Source organism: Ruegeria sp. I3 (genome assembly GCF_056532525.1).
On the sequence record NZ_JBQFNI010000003.1, the window covers coordinates 217,663 to 244,233 of the forward strand.

At 56.1% G+C, this 26,571-nt stretch carries 21 protein-coding genes; 8 read left to right on the plus strand and 13 right to left on the minus strand.

The window, feature by feature from the left end:
* Window positions 1-35: 35 nt before the first annotated feature.
* Both ACR0L9_RS09580 and ACR0L9_RS09585 read left to right on the plus strand, forming a co-directional pair.
* Window positions 36-989: a Gfo/Idh/MocA family protein gene (locus ACR0L9_RS09580; protein ID WP_480895504.1), complete on the plus strand. Its 954-nt coding sequence runs from the start codon at window positions 36-38 to the stop codon at window positions 987-989.
* Window positions 990-1,221: 232 nt separating this feature from the next.
* Window positions 1,222-2,304, plus strand: coding sequence for a DegT/DnrJ/EryC1/StrS family aminotransferase (locus tag ACR0L9_RS09585; RefSeq protein ID WP_480895505.1), 1,083 nt, complete (start codon window positions 1,222-1,224; stop codon window positions 2,302-2,304).
* Between the two features lie 55 nt (window positions 2,305-2,359).
* Here ACR0L9_RS09585 and ACR0L9_RS09590 read toward each other — a convergent pair whose 3' ends face one another.
* The 5 genes from ACR0L9_RS09590 to ACR0L9_RS09610 form a co-directional block, all read right to left on the minus strand.
* Entirely contained in the window at window positions 2,360-3,373 is a 1,014-nt protein-coding gene (locus tag ACR0L9_RS09590; RefSeq protein ID WP_170646912.1) for an NAD-dependent epimerase/dehydratase family protein, read from the minus strand.
* A 140-nt stretch (window positions 3,374-3,513) separates the two neighbouring features.
* On the minus strand, window positions 3,514-4,962 hold the full coding sequence (gene phnY / locus ACR0L9_RS09595) for a phosphonoacetaldehyde dehydrogenase (protein ID WP_480895506.1): 1,449 nt from the start codon (window positions 4,960-4,962) through the stop codon (window positions 3,514-3,516).
* A 41-nt stretch (window positions 4,963-5,003) separates the two neighbouring features.
* Window positions 5,004-5,339: a carboxymuconolactone decarboxylase family protein gene (locus tag ACR0L9_RS09600; RefSeq protein ID WP_480895757.1), complete on the minus strand. Its 336-nt coding sequence runs from the start codon at window positions 5,337-5,339 to the stop codon at window positions 5,004-5,006.
* Between the two features lie 10 nt (window positions 5,340-5,349).
* Complete coding sequence (locus tag ACR0L9_RS09605) at window positions 5,350-6,111, minus strand: amino acid ABC transporter permease (protein ID WP_170562067.1); 762 nt, start codon at window positions 6,109-6,111, stop codon at window positions 5,350-5,352.
* Between the two features lie 10 nt (window positions 6,112-6,121).
* A complete protein-coding gene (locus ACR0L9_RS09610; RefSeq protein ID WP_480895507.1) occupies window positions 6,122-6,862 on the minus strand; it encodes an amino acid ABC transporter ATP-binding protein in 741 nt (246 codons plus the stop codon).
* Between the two features lie 120 nt (window positions 6,863-6,982).
* Here ACR0L9_RS09610 and ACR0L9_RS09615 point away from each other — a divergent pair, with 120 nt between their 5' ends.
* A complete protein-coding gene (locus ACR0L9_RS09615; RefSeq protein ID WP_170393886.1) occupies window positions 6,983-7,753 on the plus strand; it encodes a transporter substrate-binding domain-containing protein in 771 nt (256 codons plus the stop codon).
* A 45-nt stretch (window positions 7,754-7,798) separates the two neighbouring features.
* A complete protein-coding gene (locus tag ACR0L9_RS09620) occupies window positions 7,799-8,536 on the plus strand; it encodes a creatininase family protein (protein ID WP_170511900.1) in 738 nt (245 codons plus the stop codon).
* A 31-nt stretch (window positions 8,537-8,567) separates the two neighbouring features.
* On the opposite strand, the gene ACR0L9_RS09625 is transcribed toward ACR0L9_RS09620, so the two are convergent.
* The 6 genes from ACR0L9_RS09625 to ACR0L9_RS09650 form a co-directional block, all read right to left on the minus strand.
* The gene (locus ACR0L9_RS09625) at window positions 8,568-10,280 is read right to left on the minus strand and encodes an ABC transporter ATP-binding protein (protein ID WP_480895508.1); all 1,713 of its coding nucleotides are present in this window, start codon (window positions 10,278-10,280) and stop codon (window positions 8,568-8,570) included.
* A gap of 4 nt (window positions 10,281-10,284) precedes the next feature.
* Window positions 10,285-11,235 (minus strand): ABC transporter permease, encoded by a 951-nt coding sequence (locus ACR0L9_RS09630; protein WP_170407343.1) that lies wholly within the window; start codon window positions 11,233-11,235, stop codon window positions 10,285-10,287.
* The gene (locus ACR0L9_RS09635) at window positions 11,232-12,209 is read right to left on the minus strand and encodes an ABC transporter permease (RefSeq protein ID WP_170393893.1); all 978 of its coding nucleotides are present in this window, start codon (window positions 12,207-12,209) and stop codon (window positions 11,232-11,234) included. Before ACR0L9_RS09635 ends, ACR0L9_RS09630 begins: the two co-directional genes overlap by 4 nt.
* Window positions 12,210-12,297: 88 nt before the next feature.
* Entirely contained in the window at window positions 12,298-13,863 is a 1,566-nt protein-coding gene (locus tag ACR0L9_RS09640; protein ID WP_480895509.1) for an ABC transporter substrate-binding protein, read from the minus strand.
* Between the two features lie 149 nt (window positions 13,864-14,012).
* Window positions 14,013-15,593, minus strand: a complete 1,581-nt coding sequence (locus ACR0L9_RS09645) for an ABC transporter substrate-binding protein (protein ID WP_170393897.1) — start codon at window positions 15,591-15,593, stop codon at window positions 14,013-14,015.
* Window positions 15,594-15,802: 209 nt separating this feature from the next.
* On the minus strand, window positions 15,803-18,109 hold the full coding sequence (locus ACR0L9_RS09650) for a Tex family protein (RefSeq protein ID WP_480895510.1): 2,307 nt from the start codon (window positions 18,107-18,109) through the stop codon (window positions 15,803-15,805).
* 166 nt (window positions 18,110-18,275) lie between these two features.
* Here ACR0L9_RS09650 and ACR0L9_RS09655 point away from each other — a divergent pair, with 166 nt between their 5' ends.
* The 4 genes from ACR0L9_RS09655 to ACR0L9_RS09670 all read left to right on the plus strand — a co-directional run bounded on the left by ACR0L9_RS09655 (window position 18,276) and on the right by ACR0L9_RS09670 (window position 23,774).
* A complete protein-coding gene (locus ACR0L9_RS09655) occupies window positions 18,276-19,742 on the plus strand; it encodes a DUF4153 domain-containing protein (RefSeq protein WP_480895511.1) in 1,467 nt (488 codons plus the stop codon).
* The gene (locus ACR0L9_RS09660; RefSeq protein ID WP_170393903.1) at window positions 19,720-20,397 is read left to right on the plus strand and encodes a response regulator transcription factor; all 678 of its coding nucleotides are present in this window, start codon (window positions 19,720-19,722) and stop codon (window positions 20,395-20,397) included. Before ACR0L9_RS09655 ends, ACR0L9_RS09660 begins: the two co-directional genes overlap by 23 nt.
* Window positions 20,385-21,350: a sensor histidine kinase gene (locus ACR0L9_RS09665; protein WP_170422740.1), complete on the plus strand. Its 966-nt coding sequence runs from the start codon at window positions 20,385-20,387 to the stop codon at window positions 21,348-21,350. Before ACR0L9_RS09660 ends, ACR0L9_RS09665 begins: the two co-directional genes overlap by 13 nt.
* A 210-nt stretch (window positions 21,351-21,560) precedes the next feature.
* Window positions 21,561-23,774, plus strand: coding sequence for an NADP-dependent isocitrate dehydrogenase (locus ACR0L9_RS09670; RefSeq protein WP_480895512.1), 2,214 nt, complete (start codon window positions 21,561-21,563; stop codon window positions 23,772-23,774).
* 384 nt (window positions 23,775-24,158) lie between these two features.
* On the opposite strand, the gene ACR0L9_RS09675 is transcribed toward ACR0L9_RS09670, so the two are convergent.
* Entirely contained in the window at window positions 24,159-25,265 is a 1,107-nt protein-coding gene (locus ACR0L9_RS09675) for a transporter substrate-binding domain-containing protein (protein ID WP_170393909.1), read from the minus strand.
* Window positions 25,266-25,308: 43 nt separating this feature from the next.
* Window positions 25,309-26,571 (minus strand): transporter substrate-binding domain-containing protein, encoded by a 1,263-nt coding sequence (locus tag ACR0L9_RS09680; protein ID WP_170611595.1) that lies wholly within the window; start codon window positions 26,569-26,571, stop codon window positions 25,309-25,311.

Consider the following 26,571-nt stretch of genomic DNA (forward strand, 5'->3'; position numbering starts at 1 on the left):
GCTGTAGCACAATTTGAGCACTTGGGACGCACCGAATGAGCAACTTCGCACTAATAGGAACCGCAGGATACATCGCGCCGCGCCACATGAAGGCGATAACGGATACCGGAAACACGTTGTTGGCTGCTCTGGACACAAGCGACTCCGTTGGGATTATCGATAGCCACTTCCCCGATGCACATTTTTTTACGGAGTTTGAGCGTTTTGATCGCTATGTTGACATGTTACGTCGCAGCGAAGCGGGCAAAATTGATTATGTCTCGATCTGCTCGCCGAATTACCTCCACGACAGCCACATGCGGTTTGCATTGCGTTCTGGCGCCGATGCGATCTGTGAGAAGCCGCTGGTGTTGAACCCAGAGGATATCGATGGCCTGGAAGCGATCGAACAGGCGACCGGACAGACCGTAAACACGATCCTGCAGTTGCGCGTACATCCCTCGATCATTGCTCTTAGGGACAAGATTCGAAACAGCCCCAAAGATACCAAGTACGAGATCGATCTGACTTACATCACGTCCCGTGGACGTTGGTATCTGGAGAGCTGGAAAGGGGATGTCCGCAAATCTGGCGGTATTGCCACCAACATCGGCGTGCATTTCTTTGACATGCTGCACTTCCTCTTCGGAGATCTTCAGGCGAACCATGTGCATCTCAATGCCCCGACCAAGGCCGCGGGCTATCTTGAGTTTGAACACGCCCGGTGCCGTTGGTTCTTGTCGCTGGACGTAAATGACGTTCCGGCAGAGGCGCGAGAAACCGGAGCCAGAACCTATCGCTCCATCACTATTGATGGGGAAGAGATCGAATTCTCGGGCGGATTTGCCGACTTGCACACGCGAAGCTACGAAGAGATTCTGAACGGGAACGGGTTTGGATTGAATGAAAACCGGCCTGCAATTGCGATGGTCAGCCATATCCGCAATGCCTCGATCGAAGCAAGCAAAGGTGAGCAGCATCCGAAGCTGATGAGCAGCACGGTACTTTGATCAAACGGATCGTCTGCATGTTGTCCCACCACCCATGACGTTTTGGGCACTGGGCAATACAGGGAAACGGTCCGCCCAGTTATTAGTACTGCGGTAATCCGTGCCAAACAGACCCGGTGTATTAAGTCTTTGCCGACGAATAAACATGGTCGAGCGGTGCCGGATTATGTATGGGAAACTGCAGAGGTACAGCTTGCAGAAATTCCTCAAGAACCAATAGGGCGTTTTAGCGATGCAATTTATTGACCTGGCGGAACAACAGAAACGTATTAAGGATCAGCTTGATGCTGGCATTGCCAATGTGTTGGCGCATGGAAAGTACATTCTTGGCCCAGAAGTGGCTGAACTAGAGGCACGGCTGACTGCCTTTACGGGAGCTAAACATTGCATCACTTGCGCCAATGGAACGGATGCATTGCAAATTGCCTTGATGGCGCTTGAGGTCGGGCCGGGGGATGAGGTCATCACGCCCGGATTTTCATATATCGCCACGGCTGAAGCCGTCAAATTGCTGGGCGCAAAGCCGGTTTATGTCGATATTGACCAGACTAGTTATAACCTTGATCCCAACAAGCTTGACGCTGCGATCACACCCCGGACAAAGGCAATTATACCGGTGTCGCTGTATGGCCAACCTGCTGATTTCGAACGAATTAACGAGGTGGCTGTGGCAAACGGCCTACCTGTCATAGAGGATGCCGCACAGAGCTTCGGCGGATCGCTGCGTGGCAAACGGTCAGGAAACCTGTCAACGATTTCCTGCACCAGCTTTTTCCCATCGAAACCCCTTGGTTGCTACGGCGATGGTGGTGCGATCTTCACCTCGGACGATGATCTGAGCATCATTCTTCGCCAGATTGCCCGGCACGGGCAGGACCGGCGTTATCACCATATCAGGGTTGGCGTTAACAGCCGTCTGGACACGTTGCAGGCTGCGATCCTGCTGTGCAAGCTGGATATTTTCGAGGATGAACTGGTCCTGCGGGACACCGTCGCGGACCGTTACAAAGTGCTACTGAAGGAAACCAATATCGCCGCTCCGACGCTGATGGAGGGGGCGACCAGCGCCTGGGCGCAGTACACGATACGCGTGGACAATCGTGAGGATGTGCAAGCTAAGCTCAAAGACGCCGGGGTTCCGACCGCTGTGCATTATCCACTGCCGTTGAACAAGCAACTAGCTGTTTCTGACCCAAATGCCGACTTGCCTGTTGGCGATCAGGCCGCCGCAACAGTGATTAGCCTGCCGATGCACCCGTATCTGCAGGAGAATTCGCAAGAGCAGATAATCGAGGCACTGAAAAAAGCGATCTGATCGCGCTGATGGTTTAATCGGTGCTGTCGCCGGCGAATTCAGGTTTAGGCAGGTTCTATTTACCGTAATATACGCGATACCAGTCCACGAAGGCCTGAATGCCGTCCTTGATTTCGGTTTTTGGGCGATAACCGGTCAGGCGGTGCAGCAGATCGGCATTGGCCCAAGTTGCAGGCACATCGCCCAACTGCATCTCCATATAGTTTCGGATCGCGGGTTTGCCGAGGCTTTCTTCGATGGCGTCGATGAAATCCAACAAACGCACTTTGTCTGAATTTCCAATGTTCACTATGCGATAGGGAGCGACCGGGCTCAGGCTGTCACCTTCGGCGATGTCTTCGGGGGCTTTGGGGCGAACAGGCACAACGTCGATCAGCAGAGAGATTGCGCGCACCAGGTCATCCACATATGTGAAATCACGATACATGTCGCCGTGGTTGTAGATGTCTATCGGGCGGTCGTTGAGGATTGCATCGGTAAATTTGAAGAATGCAAGATCAGGGCGTCCCCACGGGCCATAAACCGTAAAAAACCGGAACATGGTTGTCGGTATATCCCAAAGATGGGCATAGGAATGCCCCATCGCTTCATTTGCCTTTTTGGTGGCTGCGTACATAGTGAGTTGATGATCTGCTTTTTCGCACTCGTCGAAGGGCATGTCAGGATTTGCCCCGTAGATCGACGAAGTCGAAGCCATCAGCAGATGCCGCACTTTGTGCCGCCGCGCAGCTTCCATAACGTTGAACGTCCCGACAACATTGCTTTCGACATAGGCGCGCGGGTTTTCCAGGCTATACCGGACGCCAGCTTGCGCTGCGAGATGGATGATCACGTCCGGTTCAAAAGCATCAGCGATCTGGTCGAACTTGGCGGTATCTTCCAGCATCCCTTCATCGCACGAAAAATTTGGGTTCTCCAGCAACAGCGCATGTCGGCTCTGTTTGAGGCGGACATCGTAATAATCAGTCATCCCGTCAAAGCCATGAACCCGGCAACCGTTCTCAAGCAAAAGTTTGGCAAGATGGAACCCGATAAATCCGGCAGTACCTGTGATCAGAACCTTTTGCATGAGGTATTTCCTTGTTTCGGGGCATCGCGCGTGCGTTCGAAGGCACATATGACGCCAAGAGCCGAATGGCTCAAGCGGTCATTTCTTGGCTGAGCGAGCATGCATCACTGGTGGTGTGCATTGCAATCTTCAACAAGCCTTCAACCGGGCCAAGGAAGCGAGTAGGTTTTGACATTCGTAAAGAACCTCATGGCCTCGATGACCCCTTCTTTGACACCATTGCCCGAATCCTTGATGCCCCCAAACGGGGACAATTCGATACGGTATCCGGGTTGTTCCCAGATATTGCAGGTGCCCACGTTCAGCCCATTGATATAGGCAATTGCGCGGTTCAGGTCATTGGTACATACCCCCGACGACAGGCCGTACACAGTAGAGTTCGAGATGCGCATGACCTCGTCATCGTCGTCGGGCACGCGAATGATGGGAATAATGGGGCCGAAAGTTTCCTCCATCACTAACGCAGAGTCGTGGGGAACGTCGTCGACCACGATCGGCGGCAGCAGCGCGCCCTGACGTCCGGGGTGGTAAAGGACTTCTGCTCCCTCTTTCTGGGCCAAGTGAACACGATCTTCGAAAAGCTTGGCCGCATCCTCGTGGATCACGCAACCCAGCTCGGTCTCAGGATCCTGCGGATCGCCGAACCTGATCTTTTTGGCCCTCTCCAGCACCAAAGGCACAAAGGTGTCCGCGACACTCTCTTGCACCAGTATTCGCTTGATCGCAGTGCAGCGTTGTCCCGAATTGCCGGTGGCCCCGGCTACGGCGATCGTTGCGGCCCTGTCTAGATCGGCATCGTTGAGGTCATTCAGAACAATCAGTGGATCGTTACCGCCCAACTCCAGCGCCTGACGTTTGTAAACCGCTTTCTCTGCGATCATCTTGCCCACGGGAACACTACCGGTGAAGGTTATGATGTCGATGTTTTCATTGGTGATCATCTCATTCCCAATGTCCTGTGGCCAGCCAGTGACCACCTGAAACATCTCAGGCGGCAGGCCTGCCTCATAAAGGATATCGGCCAGCGTCAGGCAGGTCAGAGGCGTCAACTCGGTCGGTTTGCAGACCATGCAGTTATTGGTGGCGATCGACGGAGCAACCTTGTGGCTGACCATGTTGAGTGGATGGTTGAATGGAGTGATCGCGCTGATTGCGGTCACAGGCTCGCGCATCGTGAAAATCTTGCGGGCTTTACCGTTTTGGGTCAGATCGCACGCAAAGATTTCGCCATCATCCTTCAGTGCCTCGGCCGCTGCAAATTGAAAGACATCCTGCGCGCGCTTGGTCTCGTAGATCGCGTGTTGATGGCAGATGCCAAGCTCAAGCACCAGCCATTTGGTGAGGTAATCGCGACGTTCACCAATCAGCTCTCCAGCCCGTTGCAGGATTTGGCTGCGTTCATAGCGGGTCAGTTCGGGCTTGTAGTGGGCCGCAATTTCGAGGGCGCGGCGCGCGTGTTCAGCCTGCCCTGCGGGCACATGGCCCACGACCTCATTGGTATAGGGGTAGTGAACCGGGATGGTCTCAGCGGTAATGATGATCTTGCCACCAATTCGCATCCCTTCATTACGGATTTCGGTGACTGCCATGGCAAGAACCATCCAATGAAATCGGACCGCGTACCGGTCTATTACTCTGAAAACACATCAAACGCCTTCAACGCCTTGGCGCTGTAGGCGTAAGACGGGCCGCCGCCCATATAGGTGGCCATAGCCAGCGCTTCGCACAGCTCTTCGCGGGTCGCACCCAGCCGCACCAATGAGCTGACATGGAAGCCGATGCAGCTGTCGCAGCGCGTCGCGATGGCAATCCCCAACGCCATGAATTCCTTTGTCTTTTCACTCAGCGCACCATCTGTTTTGGCCGCCTTACCCATGATGCCGAAACCACGCACGGTTTCGGGCACTTCTTTCGAGAATGCACCAATATTGGCCTCGGTCTCGGCCATGAAGTCTTTCCAGTCCATCTTATGCTCCTTATCCGCGCTCATCTGCGCCCATCCGGCGCTCGAGCCAACGCACACCGGCGCTGATGATCAGTACCAGCACCAGATACTCGAAGATCAACAAGGTATAGATCTCAAGCGGGCGGTATTCCGTCACTACCAGCTCATTCGCACGGCGTGTCAGTTCTTGCATGCCGATGACGCTGGCGAATGCGCTCATCTTCACGATGTAGATGAACTGGTTGGCCAGCGGCGGCAGAATGCGCCGGATCGCTTGCGGCAGGATCACATAGCGCATGGTCTGAAAATAGTTCAGGCCAATCGTTTGCGCCGCCTCGCTTTGCCCTTTTGCGATAGATTGTATACCGGCACGGTAGATCTCGGCGGTAAAGGCGCTGTCCGATATCGCAAGGGTGATAATTGCGCCCCAGAAGGGATCGATTGGGATGTTCATACCCATCGACTGAAAGACAATCGGCAACCCGTAGAACACCCAAAACAGCATAGGCAACAGAGGGATCGAGCGGACAAATTCGACATATACCCGGTTTACCAGCCGCCAGCCGCGCTTTTCCGACAGACCCGGCAGGGCAACCAGCAATCCAATGACAATCGACAAAACTGCCGCAATCAGCGAAATCTGAATGGTCGCACCCATGCCCGAAATCAGGAATTTTACATTGGTCCAGCCTGAAGCCGTGGTTGGATCGATGACGTACCAACCCCAGGTCTGTGAGGACGAACAGCCCGTGATCAGCAAGAAAAGGGGGAGGAATAGAAGTGTTTTTTTCATCGGACCCAACTCAATGCTGCAGAATTTGGCTCAGGAATTTCTGACACCGCTCAGACATTGGATTGGTGAAGAAATGCTCGGGCTTACCTTGTTCGACAATCTCGCCTGCATCCATGAACACCATGTTGTCGGCCACTTTTCGGGCAAATCCCATCTCATGGGTCACCACAACCATGGTCATGCCTTCCTCGGCAAGTTCGACCATCACGTCGAGCACTTCGGAGATCATCTCGGGGTCGAGCGCCGAGGTGGGTTCGTCGAACAAAAGGACCCGGGGCTCCATGCAAAGCGAACGGGCAATTGCCACTCGCTGCTGCTGTCCACCTGAAAGCTGTATCGGGCGCTTGTCGGCCTGATCGGGTATATGAACACGCTCAAGGTAGTGGCGCGCTTTGTCTTCGGCTTCTTTTCGGCTCAACCCGCGGGCCTTGATCGGACCAAGGGTCAGGTTTTCCAGCACTGTTAGATGCGGGAACAGATTGAATTGCTGGAACACCATGCCAACTTCTGACCGGATGGTGGCTGCAGATTTGGCATCATCGTTCAGTTCGACCCCATCGATGCGGATGGTGCCCTTTTGATGTTTCTCAAGCTGATTGATGCATCTTACGACCGTTGATTTACCCGATCCGGATGGGCCGCAGATCACAACCTTTTCACCACTGTTGACTGTCAGGTTGATGTTCTTGAGCACGTGAAATGTGCCAAACCACTTGTCTACGTCGACAAGCTCGATCGCTGCGTTTGGCATCTGCTGGCCCACTTGTGATTACTATGAGTTAATTAGTTGCTTGAGGTTATCTTTTTCTTTACGCTTAAATCAAGAAGCAATGTCGTAATAAAAGACTAACGCCACCAACGGGAGAACCACATGAAACGTTTTGTTAAAGTCGCGGCTGCGGCTGCGCTCGGTCTTGTGATCAGCGGCGCTGCGCAAGCACAGTCGGCTCTGAATGAAATTTTGGATGACGGCGTGCTGAAAGTGGGGACAACCGGTGACTGGAATCCGATGTCACTGCGCGACCCGGCGACTAACAGCTATAAAGGCTATGATATCGACATCATGAACGCGCTGGCCGCTGATCTGGGTGTTGAGGTCGAATATGTGCCCACCGACTGGAAAACATTGGTCAATGGTGTGGTAGCGGGGAAGTACCACATCACCGGTTCGGCTTCTATCTCACCTCCGCGCATGAAAGTTGCAGGGTTTTCCGACAGTTACATCGCGGTTGAGTTGTTTCCCTACACAACCAAGGAAAAGGCCGACAAATTTGATGGCTACGACTCGATCAACAAGCCAGACGTGAAGGTTGCTACTACTCTGGGCACCACCTTTGAAAAGCGCGTGCGCGAATGGTTCCCCGATGCGGATATCAAAGTAGTCGAAGCCCCCGCGCGTGGTTTTCAGGAGGTCTTGGCCGGTCGTGCAGATGTGTTCATAACCTCGAATATCGAGGGATCGACCCTTGAAGCAAAGTTCCCGGTCGTCCGCGTCAAGAATGCCGGGCCGCGTTCTCCTTCTCCTATCGCGATGCTGTTGCCGCAAAGTGATCAGGTCTGGATCAACTATGTGAACAACTGGATTGAAGTGAAAAAAGCCCAAGGCTTTTTTGACGAAAACCGGGAACGCTGGGGTCTCTGATCAGAGGCCCTAGTAACTGGAGCGCCTGCGAGAGTTTTCAAAGTCATGAAACTTGAGCACATGACATGGTACGAGGTTGACACTCGTATCAATGCCGGTGCGGCCGTGTTGCTGCCGGTTGGATCGACCGAGCAGCACGGCCCGATGGGTCGCATTGGCACCGACACGATTTGCGCCGAGGCTGTCGCACTCGCTGCCGCCATGCAATGCGAGGGTATCGTCGCTCCGGCGCTGGCCTACACGCCAGCGCCTTTCAACGCGGGATTTCCCGGAACGGTGTCTATTTCAGCCGAAACCTTTCGCACCATCGCAGATGAGGTGATCCGGGGGCTCTTGGAGCAAGGTTTCGTTGGAGTGTTCATAGTGAATGGGCACGGGGCCAATCTGGCGCCTCTTCGGCAGATCGAAAGCGAAATTGCCGGTGGTCAATTGCTGATCCGTAGCTGGTGGGAGCCGAACGCAGTGAATGTTCTGCGACAGCAGCTCTATGGAGATTGGGAAGGGATGCACGCCACCCCCTCGGAGATTGCCATAACCCAGTCTTTGCTTGGACCATTGCCTGCCAATCAGGCCGCTGAGCCGCCCCAGAAACTCAGCGCCGAATACATCCGGGATCACGCAGGTGATCGCCATGGTCCACCCGACGAGCATCGCGCGGACTTCCCGGATGGCCGCGTTGGGTCGCATTCAGCTTTGGCCAATCCTCAGGATGGCGAGCGTCTGCTGGCGATAGCAGCAGCGGCTATCGCTGCCGAGTTCCGGGCATTCGAACAAGGCTTCTAGTCACGGAGCGCCTGCAACGGGTGTAGCGGCCTTATTCCGCTTCGACCCCAAGCCCGTCAGTCGACAGGTCATCGAGTTTCGGCATCAACCGCAACAGTTCTTGCGCGTATTCGGTATTCGGACTGGCAAACAGATCGCTGGTGTCCTGAACCTCGACGATTTGTCCCTGTTTCATGACCGCAACTCGGTCACACATCTGGCGCACCACAGGTAGGTCGTGGCTAATGAACAGCATGGTCAGGCCCAGATGCTCTTGCAGGTCTTTCAGGATGTTCAAAATCTGCGCCTGGATCGAAACGTCGAGCGCGCTTGTGGGCTCATCGCAGATCAGGAACCGGGGTTGTGTCGCCAGTGCGCGTGCGATCGAGATGCGCTGGCGCTGACCGCCCGAGAACTCATGCGGATATTTCAGCCCGGCCTCTGACCCCAAACCCACTTGATCCAGCAATTCGTCCACGCGGCGCTTGACGTCGGCACCTTCCATCAGGCGGTGATGGCGGATCGGCTCCGCCACAATTTCATCCACCCGCATACGCGGATTGAGAGACGAGTAGGGGTCCTGAAAGATCATCTGGATGTTCTTGCGGTACTCTTCCTGCACCGTACGATTACTCAGATCGCTTACCAGTTGCCCGTCAAAGGTGATGGTACCACCATCCACAGGATAGAGCCCCGCAATCATCCGCGCGACGGTGGACTTGCCCGATCCGGACTCACCGACAACCCCAAAGACCTCACCTGCGCGAATGTCAAAGCTGACGTTGTCGACAGCGGTGAAGTAGGTACGATCCCAAGGCAGTAATCCACGCTTTTGCAGGAATTTCTTCGTCAGGTTGCGGATTTCAAAGATCGGTTTGCTGGCGTCGTTATCCACCTTGGGCCAGTGGCGTGCCATATCCTCGATCGCGAAACGCGTTTCACGCCCGCCATAGCTGATCTGAGGGAAGCGATGCAGTTTCAGCGTCGGGCGTGGTACGGCTGCGATCAGGGACTTGGTGTATTCGTGTTGCGGCTGGCCCATCACCTGTGCCGTGGTGCCGCTTTCAACCACCTTGCCCGCATACATCACGGTCACGCGGTCAGTTGTATCGGCGATCACGCCCATATCATGGGTGATCAGGATGACACCCACCTGACGCTCTTGTGCCAGTTCCTTGATCAGGTCCAGAATCTGGGCCTGAACCGAAACATCCAAAGCTGTCGTGGGTTCATCGGCGATGATCACATCCGGTTCGGTGCAAAGTGCCAGAGCAATCACCACGCGTTGCCGCATGCCGCCCGAGAACTGGTGCGGGTACTGATCCAGCCGAGTATCCGGGTCTGGGATGCCAACGCGGTCGATCAAATCACGGGCGCGCTTGCTTGCTTCGGCCTCGGATCCACCCAGATGGGCCTGGATCGTCTCGACCAGTTGTTCGCGCACTGTAAATAGCGGGTTCAGCGACGTAAGCGGGTCTTGAAAGATCATCGAGATCTTCTTGCCGCGCAGCCCGCGCATCGCCTCGGCATCGATGCCGCTGATCTTATCGCCGCCCAGCTTAATCTGGCCGCTGGCAATGCGACCTGGGCGTTCCAGAAGGCCCATCACGGCAGCGCCGATGGTGGATTTACCTGCCCCGGATTCGCCCACAAGTCCGTGGATTTCGCCGGGTTCTACAGAAAGGCTGGCGTGGTCCACTGCGGTAAACAGCTGGCGGCGGGTCGGGAATTCGACGGTGAGGTCTTGGATGGTCAGAAGGCTCATGAAATCACCGCAGTTTTGGGTTCAGCGCGTCGCGCAGCCAGTCGCCCAACAAGTTGACCGACAGGGCGAGGGCCAGAAGCGTGCAGGCCGGGAAGAACAAAATCCACCATTCGCCCGAGAACAAGAAACCTTGCCCGATCCGGATTAGTGTTCCCAGCGACGGCTGGGTCGGGGGGGCGCCCACACCCAGAAAACTCAATGTGGCCTCAGCAATGATTGCTAGCGCCAGCGAGATGGTCGCAATAACAAGAACAGGGCTAAGGACATTGGGTAGGATGTGACGGAACATGATCGGGAACGATCCACGCCCGATCAGGCGCGCGGCTTGTACATATTCCTTGTTTTTCTCAACCAGAGCAGCACCACGGACGACGCGTGCGAACTGCACCCAGTCCGACAACGCAATTGCGATGATGAGAACATAGATTGCCATCTCATCGCGGTATTCCGGCGGAGTGATCCCTTTGGCGATCCCAAAGATTAGCATCGCGACCAGAATGGCCGGGAACGTCAGCTGCACGTCTGCGATACGCATGATCAGCGTCTCGATCCAACCTCCGAAATACGCAGCGATCAGACCGAGGATCACGCCGATGATCAAGGCAAGAAGCACAGCAGAGGCACCTACGAACAATGAAATGCGCAACCCGTAGAGGATGGTCGAGAACACATCGCGCCCTTGGTCATCTGTGCCTAGCAAAAAGGTCTCTTGCGTAAACGCATTGGGCGTACCTGGTGGTGTGAACCCGTTCATCAGGTTCAGTGTTGCTGGATCGAACGGGTTATATGGCGCGATCAGCGGGGCAAAGATCGCCGCCAGCACCAGAATGACCACGACCAAAGATGCGATCATGGCTACCGGAGAGTGCCGGAAAGACCAGGCGAAATCGCTGTCCCAGAATTTAGCCATACGCGATTTAGGCGCGACTTTCGGGGTTTCCATCGTTTCGGTCATGTGGCCCTCGCGTCGACACGCAGGCGCGGGTCAATGGCATAGTACAGAAGGTCGACAATCAGGTTGATTGTCACGAACATCACCGAGATCAGCATCAGATAGGCAGCCATAACGGGGATATCCACGAACTGGATCGCGTTGATGAACAGCAAGCCGACGCCCGGCCATTGGAACACCGTTTCGGTGATGATGGCAAAAGCGATGATCGACCCCAGCTGAAGGCCCGTGATGGTGATCACCGGCACAAGAGTGTTCTTCAGCGCGTGGCGGAAATTGATCACCCGGTCCGACAGCCCTCGGGCGCGGGCAAAGCGGACATAGTCAGCGCGCAGAACCTCCAGCATCTCGGACCGGACAAGCCGCATAATCAGTGTCATTTGATAGAGGCCCAGCGTGATTGCAGGCAATATCAACGCCTTGAGCCCCGAGGTCGTCAGAAACCCGGTGGACCAACTGCCAATCATAACCGTCTCGCCCCTCCCGAAACTGGGCAGTAAGTCAAGTTCAACCGAGAAAACATAGATCAGCAGGATACCTATGAGGAACGTCGGCAGCGAAACCCCGATCAAGGAAACGGTCATGATCACATTGGCAGCGATCCCTTGTCGTCGGATTGCAGTAAAGACACCGAGGGCAATGCCCATCGTGATCGCAAGAAAGCCGGATACAAAGGCCAATTCCAACGTCGCCGGAGCGCGCTCCACCAGGATGGTCGAGACCGGTCGCCCCTGGCGATAAGACACACCGAAATTGCCCTGAACGGCGCCTTGCAGGAACTTGGCGTATTGCACCACAAAGGGTTGGTCCAACCCAAGCTCGGTCCGTAGGCGGTCAATGTCGGCCTGCGTGCGCTCTTGCCCCAGCATGTTGTCGATCGGGTCGCCAACAAATCGGAACATCGAAAAGGCGACCAACCCCACGACCAACAGCACTATGACGGACTGGAACATCCGTCTGACGATATATGCGAACATATGTTTCCCTCGTAGATCGGTCTCTCTAGGCCGACCTTGACCAGATGGTCAAGAGAGTGCTGTCAACCCAACGCGACGTTGCCGCCGATCAATTCACATTCACCCAACGCAGCAGAAAGAAGTTGTCCGGACGCTGCGTGACCTCGACATTGCTGCGTGTGCCCCAAACCAACGGCTGGACATACATCGGCACATAAACGTGTTCGTCCTGATAGATTTGGGTAACCTCATCCAGCATCGCCTGACGCTTGGCCTCATCCAGTTCTGACTGGATCATCGGCAACAGCTCATCGACACGTGCATTCGAGAAGCCGCCGAAGTTCCAGCTACCCAGCTTTTTCTCTTCGTTCGGGGTTGCGACAAGGAACCGGACCGGATGCTCGGCGTCGAACGTACCGGGGCTCCAGCCCAGCAGGTACATGTCGTAATTATCTTCGCGCAGTTCCGGCCAATAGTTCCGCACTGGCATCGCGTCCAGCTCGGCGGTGATCCCGATCTGAGCCAGCATACCAACGACGGCCTGACAGACGGCCTCGTCATTAAGATAGCGGTCATTGGGGCATTTCAGGCCAAATGAGAAACCATCTGCATATCCGGCCTCGGCCAGCAGGGACTTGGCAGCTTCCACATCAAACGCGGGGCGTCCGGCGTTGGCCTCGGAAAACCCGCTCATGGCTGGGCTGACGAGCTGCGATGCGGGCTCGGCATTTCCGCGCATGATCGTGGCCAGAATGGCGTCGACATTCACCGCTTGCGCAACTGCCTGCCGCACGCGCGCGTCACGGAACGGGTTGGGTTTGCCCGCATCGTCTGTGTATTTCAGCGTGTCAGCCTCGTGGTCGAAGCCCAGCATGATCACGCGCGCCTCAATGCCCTGGATGACATCGACGTCTGCGTTCTGCTGCAGCCGTGCGACGTCCTGAATGGGGACCGGGTTGATCATGTCCACATCGCCCGATAGCAGCGCCGCTACGGCCGTGGCAGGATTTTGGATCGGATTAAATTCTGCACGGGTGATGTTGTGTTCAACATCCCCCCACCAGCCTTCATAAGGTTCCAACACGGTCTTAAGACCCGGCTCGCGCTCGGTCACCTTGAACGCGCCGGTGCCGTTGGCGTTGATGGTGGCGTAGTTTCCGGTTTCTTTGTCGGGGACCACGGCGTCGTTGGCCTCAGTCCAGTCTTGATCCATGATCATCCAGTTGGCAATCGATGACGGAAACAGCGGGTTAGGTGCTGTCGTCATGATATCAACTGTGTAGTCATCAACTACGATGACGTCACTGACAGGAGCGAACCAGCTGCGCGTGTCCGCAGCCTCACCCGAGGCGCGTTGGTAGCTGAACAGCACATCTTGCGCGTCAAAGCTGCTTCCGTCGTGAAAGGTCACGCCCTGACGCAGATTGAACCGCCATCCTTCGCCGTCGCCGATCGGTTCCCAACTGACAGCCAACGCGGGCTCAACGCTCATATCCTTTCCGCGGCGGACCAGCCCTTCGTAGACGTTGTTCAGGAAACCGAGAACTGGGGCCGAGTTGACCGCGTGAGGGTCCATCGTCTGCGGATCGGTGGTCGAGGCCCACTTAAATTCGGCCGCCTGCGCGGCGCTTGCAAGCAACATGGTCAGGCCGATTGCACTGTTTCTGAGGATCATGGCGAAATCTCCCTGTTAGCGCTGAAACAATCCAGCTTTTTCGCTGCCACGTAAAGCCGTTCCTGCGCCGAGATCACATGTCCGTTACCGACGGCGCAAACAAGAACAGGGCGCGTTTCCGCGCCCTGCATACCATCACAAAGGATAGTTTAGTTCATCTCAAAGTACTTGATCTTCGGTGAATCTTCCGGCTCGACGATGGTGCCCACGCCCGATTTCATGCCCCAGTTCAGCACCTGATGGTGGATCGGGATATAAAGCTGTTCGTCCTGAACAACCTGCCAGATATCACCGATCTGCTGATCACGTGCGGGCAGATCAGTTTCAGAGGCAAGGGCCACGATTTTGGCATCCAGATCCGGGTTGGAATAGCGTGTGCCATTCCACGAGCCGTACTTTTCGCCCTTCGAATGGACGAGGAAGTTGAAGATGTACTCCGAGTCATAAGTCGGAACACCCCAGCCCAGCATGTAGAAATCTGTTTCTAGGTTGTTGATCAACGGGAAGTGCTGGGCTTTCGGTTTGGCGTCCAGGTTAACTGTGACGCCGATCTGGGCCAGCATTCCAACCGCTGCCTGACAGATCGCCTCATCATTGATGTAGCGGTCATTCGGGCAGTTCAGGGTCAGCGAGAATCCATCAGGATAGCCTGCTTCGGCCATCAACGCCTTGGCCCCTTCGATATCGGTTGACGAGGACGCATCCATATCTGCATCCCAACCATTCACAAATGGAGGTGAGATCATGCCAGCAGGAGCAGACTGACCACGCATCACGACCTGTTTGATCGCATCACGATTGATCGCTTTTGACATCGCCTGTCGAACGCGGACATCAGCCAGCGGGTTCTTACCATCCACATTGTCCGAGGTCAGATCAGCATCGCCCATGTTCATGCCAAAGAAAATCACCCGGTTCTGCGGCGCGGTGCGTACGTCCAGACCATCGGTTCCGGCTACACGCTCGAGGTCCTGTACGGGCACGTCCTGAATGAAATCAACCTCACCCGACAGCAGCGCGGCAACACGGGTCGCGGCGTTCTGGATCGGGGTATAGATGATCTCGGTCACCTGCAGCGGGAACTCATCCTTGCCCCAATAGCCGTCATAGGCGGCCAGGACGGTTTTCACGTCCGGCTCGCGGCTGACCAGCTTGTAGGGACCGGTGCCATTGGCGTTCTTGGCCGCAAACGTGTCTTCGCCGCCCTCATAGTCCTGAACCTTGACAGCGTTGTTTGCCTCGGCCCAACCTTTGTCCATCATGAACATGTTGGTCAGGTTGTTGGGCATGATCGGGTTCGGTCCGTCAGTTTCGATCTCGATCGTGAACTTGTCGGGCGCACGCACCTCTTTCACAGAGGCCAACAGTTCCTTGTAATCCGAATCCGGCGTCATCGCGCGATTCAGCGAAAACACGACATCCTCGCTGTCGAACTCGGCACCGTCGTGGAAGGTAACGCCCTCGCGCAGTTTGAACACCCAGACATTCGGATTTTCTTCCGATGGTGCCCATTCGGTCGCCAGCGATGGAACCAGTGCACCTGAGTGATCACGCATCACCAGCGTTTCCATGATCTGGTGCGCCATGGCCGAGGTCGGGCCTTCGTTTTGTGCATGCGGGTCCAGCGTAAGCGCGTCACCTGCACGGGCCCATCGCAGCGTCTCCGCCGAAGCGCCCGCCGCGATCATCGCCGTTGCACTGGCGGCAAGCATCAGAGTTTTGAATGACATAAGTCGTCTCCCCATTTTTTGTTGTGGCCGCATTTTCATACGGTTGGCCGAATTTTTCGGCCATCATGGGCCAGCATCATCCAGATCATGGTCCGAGTTGCAACACCCGAATGTTAGCGCCCTGCTTTTCTTTCTGTCTGCCGGGGCTTAGGTGAATGTAGGTCTTGCAGAAACACGCCTCGTATTTAGCCCTATGACAGGGTTGCCGCCTAACGTTTATTGAAGGCGTCTCTAAGAGCGTCACCAAAGGCCCCGTTCTGGGTGCTCTGACCCCCATGGCTGCGCCGCTGTTCCCCTGGCTTGGGTGTTCGTGCCGGTTTGCCCTTGCCACGAAGTGCATTGCCCTCGCGTGCCGAAGCACCACCGTCCTTGCACATGGACAGCCCAATGCGCTTACGTGGAACGTCGACTTCGACCACCGTCACTTTGACAACTTGCCCGGTTTTGACCACCTCATGCGGGTCCTTCACGAACCGATCGGCCAGTTGGCTGACATGAACCAACCCGTCCTGATGCACGCCAATGTCGACAAACGCGCCGAAGGCGGCGACGTTGGTGACGGTACCCTCCAGCACCATGCCGGGCTTCAGGTCCGTGATTTCCTCAACCCCGTCCGTAAACGACGCCGTTTTGAAACTGGGTCGCGGGTCTCGGCCGGGCTTCTCCAATTCGGTGAAAATGTCGCGAACCGTTGGCAAGCCGAAGGTGTCACTCACAAACTGCTCGGCGCGCAGGTCTTTCAGCGCGCCTTCATGCCCCATGATTTGGCGAATGTCGCGCCCACATGCTGCCACTACCCGACGGGCGACAACGTAAGCCTCGGGGTGAACCGAGGAGGCATCCAGAGGCTCTGAACCGTCACGAACTCGCAGGAAACCTGCACACTGCTCGAAGGCGCGCGGACCAAGGCGGGCCACCTTCAGCAAATCCTTGCGAGACGCAAAGGCACCATGAATATCTCGGTGCGTGACGATCGCCTCGGCCAATCCCGGTCCCAGACCCGAGACGTGAGAAAGCAAGGGGGCTGAAGCGGTATTCAGATCCACGCCCACAGCGTTCACCACATCTTCGATCACCGACTCCAGTGACTGTGACAAGCGGTGCTGATCCACATCGTGCTGATACTGGCCGACGCCGATGCTCTTGGGTTCTATCTTGACCAGTTCAGCCAAGGGATCCTGCAGCCGGCGGGCAATCGAGACCGCTCCACGTAGCGAGACGTCGAGGTCGGGAAATTCGCGCGCGGCAAGCTCGGATGCCGAGTAGACCGAGGCTCCAGCCTCGGAAACGACGACCTTGGTGGGCGCTTTGACGGTCTTGGGCAGAAGCGACAGCGTATCGGCCACCAAACGCTCAGTCTCGCGGCTGGCTGTGCCGTTACCGATGGCAATAAGCTCGATTTTATGTGTAGCGATAAGGTTCAGGATTGCCGCTTGTGCACCACGCAGATCATTCTTGGGCTGAAACGGATATAGCGTATCCGTTGCAACCACCTTGCCGGTTGCATCCACCACGGCGGCTTTAACCCCGGTGCGAATGCCGGGATCCAACCCAAGCGTCGGACGTGCCCCCGCCGGAGCAGCGAATAGCAGATCCTTTAGGTTGCGCGAAAACACTTGAATTGCCTCGTCTTGTGCGCGGCTGCGCAGGTCGGCCATCAGCTCGACCATCATCGACAGCGACAGCTTGACCCGCCATGTCCAGCCCGCGACCTTGCGTAGCCACTTGTCACCAGGAGTATCACCGCGCGTGTTCAGATGAGCCGCAACCATGGCCTCGGCCCGCGCGGCGCCCGCTTCGGGTTCGGGAGCAATGTCGAGCGTTACGATCCCTTCCTTTGAGGCGCGCAACATGGCCAGCGCTCGATGTGACGGGGTTTTCGACCAAAGCTCGGAATGATCAAAGTAATCGCTGAACTTGGCACCTTCCTGTTGCTTGCCCTCGACGACCTTTGCGCTCAGCAACGCCTCACGTTGCATGAAGTTTCGGAGCTCTCCCAGCAAAGCAGCGTTTTCGGTAAGCCGCTCTGTGATGATGTCCCGTGCACCATTCAGCGCGTCTTTGGTCGTGGGGACAGCCTCAATCAGATACCCTTCAGCCAGCCCTTCTGGTTCAGCCAACCGGTCCGACAGAATCGCATCGGCCAGCGGCTCCAGACCATTCTCGCGGGCAATCATCGCCTTGGTCCGGCGTTTGGGCTTGTACGGCAGATAAATGTCTTCCAACTGCGCCTTGGTTTCGGCTTGGGCGATCGATTTCACCAGATCGTCCGTCAGTTTCCCCTGATCCTTGATCGAGGACAGAATCGCCTCGCGCCGGGCCTCAAGCTCACGCAGATAATTCAGTCGCTCGGAAAGGGTGCGCAATTGGGTATCATCCAGCCCGCCGGTCACTTCCTTCCGATAACGGGCGACAAAGGGCACGGTCGCACCTTCATCCAACAACCTGACCGCGGCCCCAACCTGTTCCGCGCGGGCGTTAATCTCGGTGGCGATGGTGCGGGCGATACGGTCCAAAGGGGCCTCCTGACTTGCGGTTGGAAGATCGTCTTAGCCACCGGCACGCACAAGGGGAAGAGGCTGCGCTGCGAAAAGCACCTCTGCACAAAAAATGCACGACCCTTACGCGGTGATCTGCACCTGCCTAGGCCAGACAGAACCAACACAAACAAGGAGCAGTTAAATGGGACAGTTCATCGTGCGCGGTGTACCGGCATCAGTTTTACAAGATAGTTGGTGGCTGGACACCCCTGATCGAGGCACAAACCGAGCCGATGGCTTAGCGGAACCCGGCAATCGCCACGCTTTTTTGGGTTTGGCGTTTCTGGTTGCGCTCGCCGATTTTCTGTTTTTCGACCATTCTCCTGGCCTTTCAATCGCACTCTTTGTGTTGGCAGTTTCCGCTGTCGTGTTTGCCTTGCTGCGTCGCCGTGGTGGACTTGTCGGGCCAGCCCTTCTTTTGCTGCTTAGCATTCTTCCGGTGGTGGAATATGTTCAAGCCCTGTCCATAGCTTTCTTGCTGGGTGGATCGACCATTGCGCTGTGTTGGGCCGTGCTGGGCAATCATGAGGTCGCTTCGGTTCGCCGGTTTCTGTCCCTGTTTCCAATATTGGCGCTCAGACACGGGGTAGAGGCGGTTCAGAAAGGTCATTCGGTTTCCCGCGTTGACGGGGTTGGCCTTCGTACACTGCGCAACTGGAGTTTCCCGATCGGAGGCGCACTGATCCTTGCTTCGCTGATGGTTGCGGCCAATCCGGTCTTGTCTGATTGGATCGATCGGATTTGGCGATTTGATCTGCGGTTCGACCGACTGCTATTCTGGATCGGGGCGGCAATCACGATCTGGCCCTTTCTTGCGGTCACCCTGCGGCCTGACTTGCTTGCCCCCCGATTTGGCCCCGGACGCAAGCGCCCATTGCCTGCCTTTGGCTTGAATGCCCAATCCGTTGCCAATGCGCTAATGGTGTTCAACTTGCTGCTGGCGGTGCAAACTGGGATGGACATGGTCTTTCTCTGGGGCAATGCCAAGTTGCCCGAGGGGATGACCTATGCTGAATATGCTCATCGCGGGGCATACCCACTCTTGGTCACAGCTTTGCTGGCGGGCGCATTTGCCTTGGCCGCGCGACCCTATCTGAACGAGCGGCAGGGGCTGACAAGATGGATGATGCTGTGGCTGGCGCAGAATGTACTGCTGGTGATCTCATCGCTGATGCGCCTGTCGCTTTACGTTGATTTCTACGGGCTGACCTATTTGCGTGTTCATGCGGCAATATGGATGGCGCTGGTTGCTGTGGGCTTGTGTCTGACCGGTTGGCAAATTTTGCAGGGTAAATCGAACCGTTGGTTATTGCTGCGATCTGCGATCCTGGGGATTGGCGTGCTCTATGCATGCTGCTTCGTGAATTTTTCAGCCTTAATCGCCCGTTGGAATCTGGAAAATCCGATACGGTTTGATGCCTACTACGCATGTCAGCTCAATGAGATGGCGGCGGCAGAGTTGCTGAAGGACAAACGGGTACGCAATTGCGTAACCCCTCCGGTCGTCGACAATTGGAGGAATTGGGGCTTTCGCGCAGATCGGGTGATCCGTAATCTGGCCGTCGAACCCATGCCGGAGAAGGTAGATGAAAATCCTCGTCGTGGATGATGATCCACGCCTGCGAGAGCTGGTCTCGATCACGCTTGAGCGCGCGGGCTACCAAACGGTTACCGCCCGCGATGGCCAAATGGCTCTAACCCACGCGATGCGGGAAGCGCCTGATCTTGTCGTGCTGGATGTCGGCCTGCCTGAGATCGATGGGCTTGAGGTTTGTCGTCGCTTGCGGGCACGCTCGGACGTACCAATCTTGTTCCTGACCGCGCGTGATGACGAGATTGATCGCATTTTGGGCCTCGAGTTGGGAGCGGATGATTACGTGACCAAACCTTTCAGCCCCCGTGAGTTGGTTGCACGGATCAAAGCCATCCTGAAACGCAGCAAACCGGGTGCTGCAGAGCTTCTACTGCGGCATGGCCCGGTTGAAATGGATGTGTCGGCGCATTTGGTTCGGGTCGACGGCAATGCGCTTGCCTTAACCGCAACCGAGCTGTCGATTTTGCGTCGCCTGATGCAAACGCCCGCCGCCATCGTCTCGCGACCACAATTGGTTGATGCGATTTATGGCGCAGGCAGTCCGGTCTCGGATAGGACACTGGATAGTCATTTGCGGAACTTACGACGCAAGTTGGGGGATCAGGGCTGGGCCGGTGCCATCGAAACCGTGCATGGGATCGGATTGCGGATGGGTGCATGGCCGGGCTGAGACGCAAATGGCGCCCTTCGCTGGGTTTTGTTCTTGGCGGAGGTCTCGCGGGTACGCTCGCCCTGTCTCTGCTGGGTCTGATCGCGCTGCGGTATCTTGGACCTGAGATCGGGTTTCGAAACGCTGCGGGCTTGCTGGCGATCGTGATCGGATGTGCGACCGGAGTGGTCGGATACCTTATGGTTCGGCTTCTGCTCCGCCCCATAACGTCGCTGGCGACCTATTCAGGGGCCATTGAACAAGGGCAACGCGCCGAGCCGCCCGATCACTACGGCACACAAGAACTGTCGCGCCTCGCCGGTTCGGTTCTGAGCATGGCGGATACACTGCAACGGCGCGAAGCTTCGATCCGCGTCTTTGCAGATCATGTCACGCATGAGTTGAAAACCCCTGTCACCGCGATCCGTGCGGCAGGAGAGTTGTTGGCCGAGGCCGAAACGCTCTCGGACCAGGATCACGCATTGCTGCAACAGATATTGGGCGCAAGCGATCAGATGCAAACGCAGCTCAGCGCTCTTAACACGGTTGCACAGGCACGAGTGCCGGAACATCATGGGGAGGCAAGCCTGAACGATCTTGCCGATCAGTTGCGCGCTTCGTTTCCCGAACTGGACATCAGCATAGAAGGCGGCGATCAGGCATTGAACCTTGCAGCCTCTGGCCTGAAAATTGCCCTGCAACATCTTCTGGACAATGCACGCCGTCACGGGGCAAGGCAGGTGGTCCTGCACGCAGAACTCGGTCGATTGGTTGTCCAAGACGATGGTTCCGGCATATCCGACGGTAATCGGGACCGCATCTTCAACCCATTCTTTACAACCGCCCGCGAGAAGGGAGGGACCGGGATGGGCCTGACCATCGTTACAAACCTGTTAGGGGCACATGGCGGGCGGATTTTGCTGGTGCCTTCCAAGACCGGTGCGCGATTTGAGTTGGTGTTTCCGGGTGTGTGATATCACTCAATAGCCCAAACTAATTCGACCCGTGTCAATTTGCGCCGCTCAATACGATTGATCCCAAGCCAATCCTCATTTAAGGGAGGCCCTGTCAAATCAGAGTCACCCGTGGGGCCGTCATGTCCCCTTTGGGATTGGTGCCTATGTCACGGCGGCACATGCTCTTGGATCGCACGCCCCTGAAAGGCTTAAAAAAGGTAAGGGAATATGGCAGAAAAATCGAACTTCGACGTATTGTATACCATTGTAGACGAAGCGCCCGAGCTGGCGAGCGCCTCGTTCCTGCCCATTATCCGCAAGTTTGCGTCAGCAGCCGGTGTCAGCGTCGGAACCAAAGACATTTCGCTGGCCGGGCGTATTATCGCGACCTTCCCCGAAAAGCTGACAGACGAACAGCGTATTACTGATGATCTGGCTGCTTTAGGTGAGCTGGTGAAAACACCGGACGCAAATGTCATTAAACTGCCCAACATCTCGGCGTCGGTGCCCCAGCTGGTGGCAGCCATCGAAGAGCTGCAATCACAGGGTTATGACATTCCGAACTACCCCGAAGAGCCTTCGACGGACGACGAAAAAGCGATCCGTGCGCGTTATGACGCCATCAAGGGTTCGGCCGTGAACCCGGTCCTGCGCGAAGGCAACAGCGATCGCCGCGCAGCGCGCGCTGTGAAGAACTATGCCCAGAAGAACCCTCATTCGATGGGAGAGTGGAGCGCGGACAGCAAGACCAAAGTGTCTTCGATGCCGGGCAATGATTTTTACGCCAATGAGAAATCGGCAACGATCACTGCGGCGCAAGCCGGCGATGCCAAGATTGAGTTTGTGGGCAAAGATGGCAGCGTTACGGTTCTGAAAGACGCTTGGCCACTGGCCGAAGGCACCGTGGCCGACGCAACATTCATGTCGGTCAAGGCACTGTCGTCGTTCCTGACCGAAGCCATTGAGGACACCAAGAAAGACGGCACCATGTTCTCGCTGCACATGAAGGCGACGATGATGAAGGTCAGTGACCCGATTATCTTCGGCTATGCGGTCGAGGCGTGGCTTGCCCCCGTGTTCGAGAAATTCGGTGCAGAGCTGGACGCGCTGGGTGTAAACCCGAACTCGGGTCTGGGGGACCTGCTTGAGCGGGTTCAGGGCAACGCAGACATCGTCGCCGCAATCGATGCGATCAAAGGGGATCGTCCGTCGATGTATATGGTGGATTCGGACCGTGGCATCACCAACCTGCATGTCCCGTCTGATGTTATCATTGACGCCTCGATGCCCGCAGTGATCCGTGCTGGTGGCAAGGGTTGGGACGAAACCGGCGCCAAGGGCGATACCAACTGTGTGATCCCTGACCGTTGCTATGCACCGGTGTATGATGAGGCCATCAATTTCTTCAAAGCCAATGGTGCACTGAACCCAGCCACCGCAGGAGCCGTCGCCAACGTTGGATTGATGGCGCAGAAGGCCGAGGAGTACAGCTCGCACCCGACGACGTTTGAAGCGCCCGCAGATGGTGCAATCCGTATCGTTCTGGCCAATAGCGAAACGCTGCATTCCCACAACGTCGAAAAGGGCGACATCTGGCGCGCCTGCACCGTCAAGAAGGCCCCGATCGAGAACTGGATCCAGCTGGCGATGGACCGTCAGCGCCTGACCGGGTCCGAGGCGATCTTTTGGCTGGACGCAAACCGTGCCCATGACGCCGAGCTGATTAAGTATGTCAAACCAGCGCTTGAAGCAGCAGGCGTGGCCGACAAGTTCTTGATTATGGCCCCGCGTGAAGCAACCCGCCAGTCGCTGGAAACTATCACGGCGGGCAAGGACAGCATCGCCATCACCGGTAACGTATTGCGGGATTATCTGACCGACTTGTTCCCGATCCTCGAACTGGGGACGTCGGCCAAGATGCTATCAATCGTTAAACTGATGAATGGCGGCGGTCTGTTCGAAACCGGTGCAGGTGGTTCGGCGCCGAAACATGTTCAGCAACTGGTTGAAGAAAACCACTTGCGCTGGGACTCCATGGGTGAATTCTGTGCGCTCGGAGAATCCCTGAACTTCCTCGCTGACAGCAAGGGCAACGCCAAAGCGGGCGTCCTGGGCGCCGCTGCCGAGGCTGCCACGCAGGGAATTTTGGATAGCAACAAGTCACCCAGCCGCAAAGTCGGCCAGCCGGATAACCGCGATAGCCACTACTGGTTCGCTCGTTACTGGGCCGAAGCTTTGGCGGGACAATCCGATGATGCTGGGCTTGCCGCCGAGTTTGCACCGCTCGCGAAAGAGTTGGCGGACAAAGAAGAACAAATTTTGTCCGAGTTGGCGGCAGCGCAGGGCGCACCCGCCGATCTGGGTGGATACTACCACACTGATCCGGCCAAAGCGGCTGCGGTGATGCGGCCAAGTGCAACCCTGAATGCGATCATCGGATAAGCCAGGGTTGCATAAACGCCTAAAGAGAAACCGGTCCGAAGAGGGCCGGTTTTTTCATGCCCTGAAAAAGAAAAAGGCCAGCCCCCATAGCCAGCCTCTTTCTGAGTGAGTGGTGGGGCTTACGCCTCACCGGTGCAGTTGAGTTCATCCTAAGCTTATCGTTCACGCTGAATATTCGGGGATTCCCGTAGACGGCCGCCTTTTATGAGCGATTAAGGATAAAAATAATCATTATGTATGTGCAAATAAGACCAAATGCTGACTGCGCCACGTCTGAGGCCTAGTCAGTTGGCTTTGCCGTTATCATTGAAGATTCTGACCCACCGACAAAAAAAGGGCCAGTCCGAAGACCGGCCCCTAAGAAAGGTCATAACGACCGAGGGATTAGTTTGATGCTGCGTTCAGCTTTTCATTTTGTTCGCGCAGCGTGTCGGAAATAATCGCGTACCATTCGCCGGATTCGCGCATCTCGATCAAACCCTTGTTCATCATCGCGATGTACTCGCGCGCGAATGGATTGGTGCGGTGTGCAAGGAAGCTCATCGAAGACAGTGTCGAGACATACGGGTTCTCAACAATATCCGCCGAGGTCAAACCCATGTCTTTCATTGTCGAGGCAAACAGATCGACTTCGAATGCAGCCACATCTGCCGTACCGGTCAATACGGCATCGAGACATTCGCGGGCCGAATTGGGTTGGACCACAGTTGTGTTCTCGCGGTTGAGCCCTTGTTCTTCCAGCACCACCATGCTCCAGCCTGCCATGCGGCAAACGGTCGAGCCCTCAAGGTCGGAGAAATCTGTCGCCTTTGCGTATTCGCTTTCAGGCAAAGTGAAGAAACCACCGACAATGTCATATACCGGAACCGAAGCGACAAATTGGGTACACCGGGCTTCGGTCTCTGCAGACCACTCATATGAGCGGTTGGTACAATCCGGTACAGTCCATGCGATCGAAATATCAAACGCACCCAGTGGCAACAGTGTGTCCAGATGCGAACTCCAGTCATCTACAAAGCTGACCGAGAAATCGCGGCTGTTACCAGCACGCTGAAGGCTTGTCGTCGCCAGACGGGTCATGATGCCACCGCCGCTCAGATCTTCAGTAGTGAACGGTTCCCAACCGTTGCCAGCGACCATCTTGATCGGAGGCGCGTAGACATTCGAGCGCTTGACGCTTGCAGCACGTTGTTCTTCTGCCGCGATCAGTTCTTGCGCGCTCTGACCGTTGGGCAGGCTGCCATCCTCACAGGGCAGCGCCAGTACCAGACCGGGGGTTAGCGAACCGGGATTGGTGATTGCGTTGCGGTTAGCGTTAAAGATCGGCTGATAGTTTGAGGTGCCGTAGGCGGCAATGGCGATGGTCGCCAATGTGTCACCATCCTGAACCGTATAGTTGGAGCAGGCCTCTTGAGCGGCGGCTGCACCTGCGCTCAGGGCGGTGAAGGCTGATGCCGACAGTACTGCTTTCTTCAATTTCTTGTTAAACATGTCCACTTCCTCCAGACTTTGTTTCGTTGGGCCAATCAAGGCCTTAGCCATTTTCCATTTGATAGCGCAGTGCGGTAGATACGATGTCGCGCCACTCGCCTGATTGCTGCATGATCGCCAGACCCTGGTTGAGCGTCTCAAGGATCGCTTCCCCATCCGGATTATCTTTGTGGGTCATGACGTTAAGCGACTTGATTGCCGCTAGGTTGGGGTTTTCTATGATCTGATGTTCGTAGCCCAGACGCCCGATTGCTTCGACCGCCAGATGCGCTTCGATCGCGACGATATCGGCTGTGCCATCCATGACTGCGCGAAAACAATCATCGGGTGAAACGGGGCGCATAAGATTGATTGCAGGCTCGTAAAGACCAACTGCATCCATATGCGACAGTGACCAACCTTCCGGCCTACAAATCGTTGTGCCCGCGAAATCTGCATAAGTCAGAGTCTCTTCGTAACCCGAACCGCTTTTTGCGAAGAACGTATCAACGACCTCGTAGAATGGGTTTGAGAAATTATAGGTTTCGCATCGTGAACGATCATTTTCCGACAACGTAGCGGCTTGTTCACAGTTCGGCCGCGACCAAGGGAATGTGGCGTCAAAGGCGAGAGTCGGCATCAATAGGTCCAGATGCGACGACCAGTCATTAACGAACTGAATCTTGTAGGACTGCTCGGGCGCGGCCCGCAGCATCGCGGTTTCAACCAGGTTGGTATAAAGCCCACGATTTGGCAGCGCTTCATCCGTAAACGGGGCGTAGTTACCACCCGTGATCAACAAAATCTGACGGTCACGAATTTCAGGGCTTTCGCCACCATCCGCGTTGCGGATCAATGCGGCACCTTCCGCACGCGCTGCTTCGATCTCTTTCTTGGCCGCAGCCTTGGCCGCGATTACGGCTTCTTCGCTGGTCTTTTTAGCTTCGGCCTCTGCAGCGGCGACGCGAGCTTCGGCCTCGGCAATGGCTTTTTCAGCCCGTTCCTCGGCAGCTTTGACCAGTTCCGAGGCCATTTCGGCAGCCATGCGGCCAGCTTCGGTATCCGGCAGTTGCGCCGCGCGCCCGATATCTTCAAGACAAGGGAAAGTCAGGACATCACCGACGCGAATGATATTGGGGTTCGACCCGATCGTATCCCGGTTCGCATCATAGATGACCCGGTAATCTTCCGTCGCGTAGACGGCAATTGCCAGTTCCCGCAAGCTGTCACCGGGCTGGATTTCATAAGTCGAACACGCCTCTTGCGCCGATGCTGCACCTGTTGCAGCAGCAAGAGCGAGGGTGGATATGATAAGATGGTTTCGCAT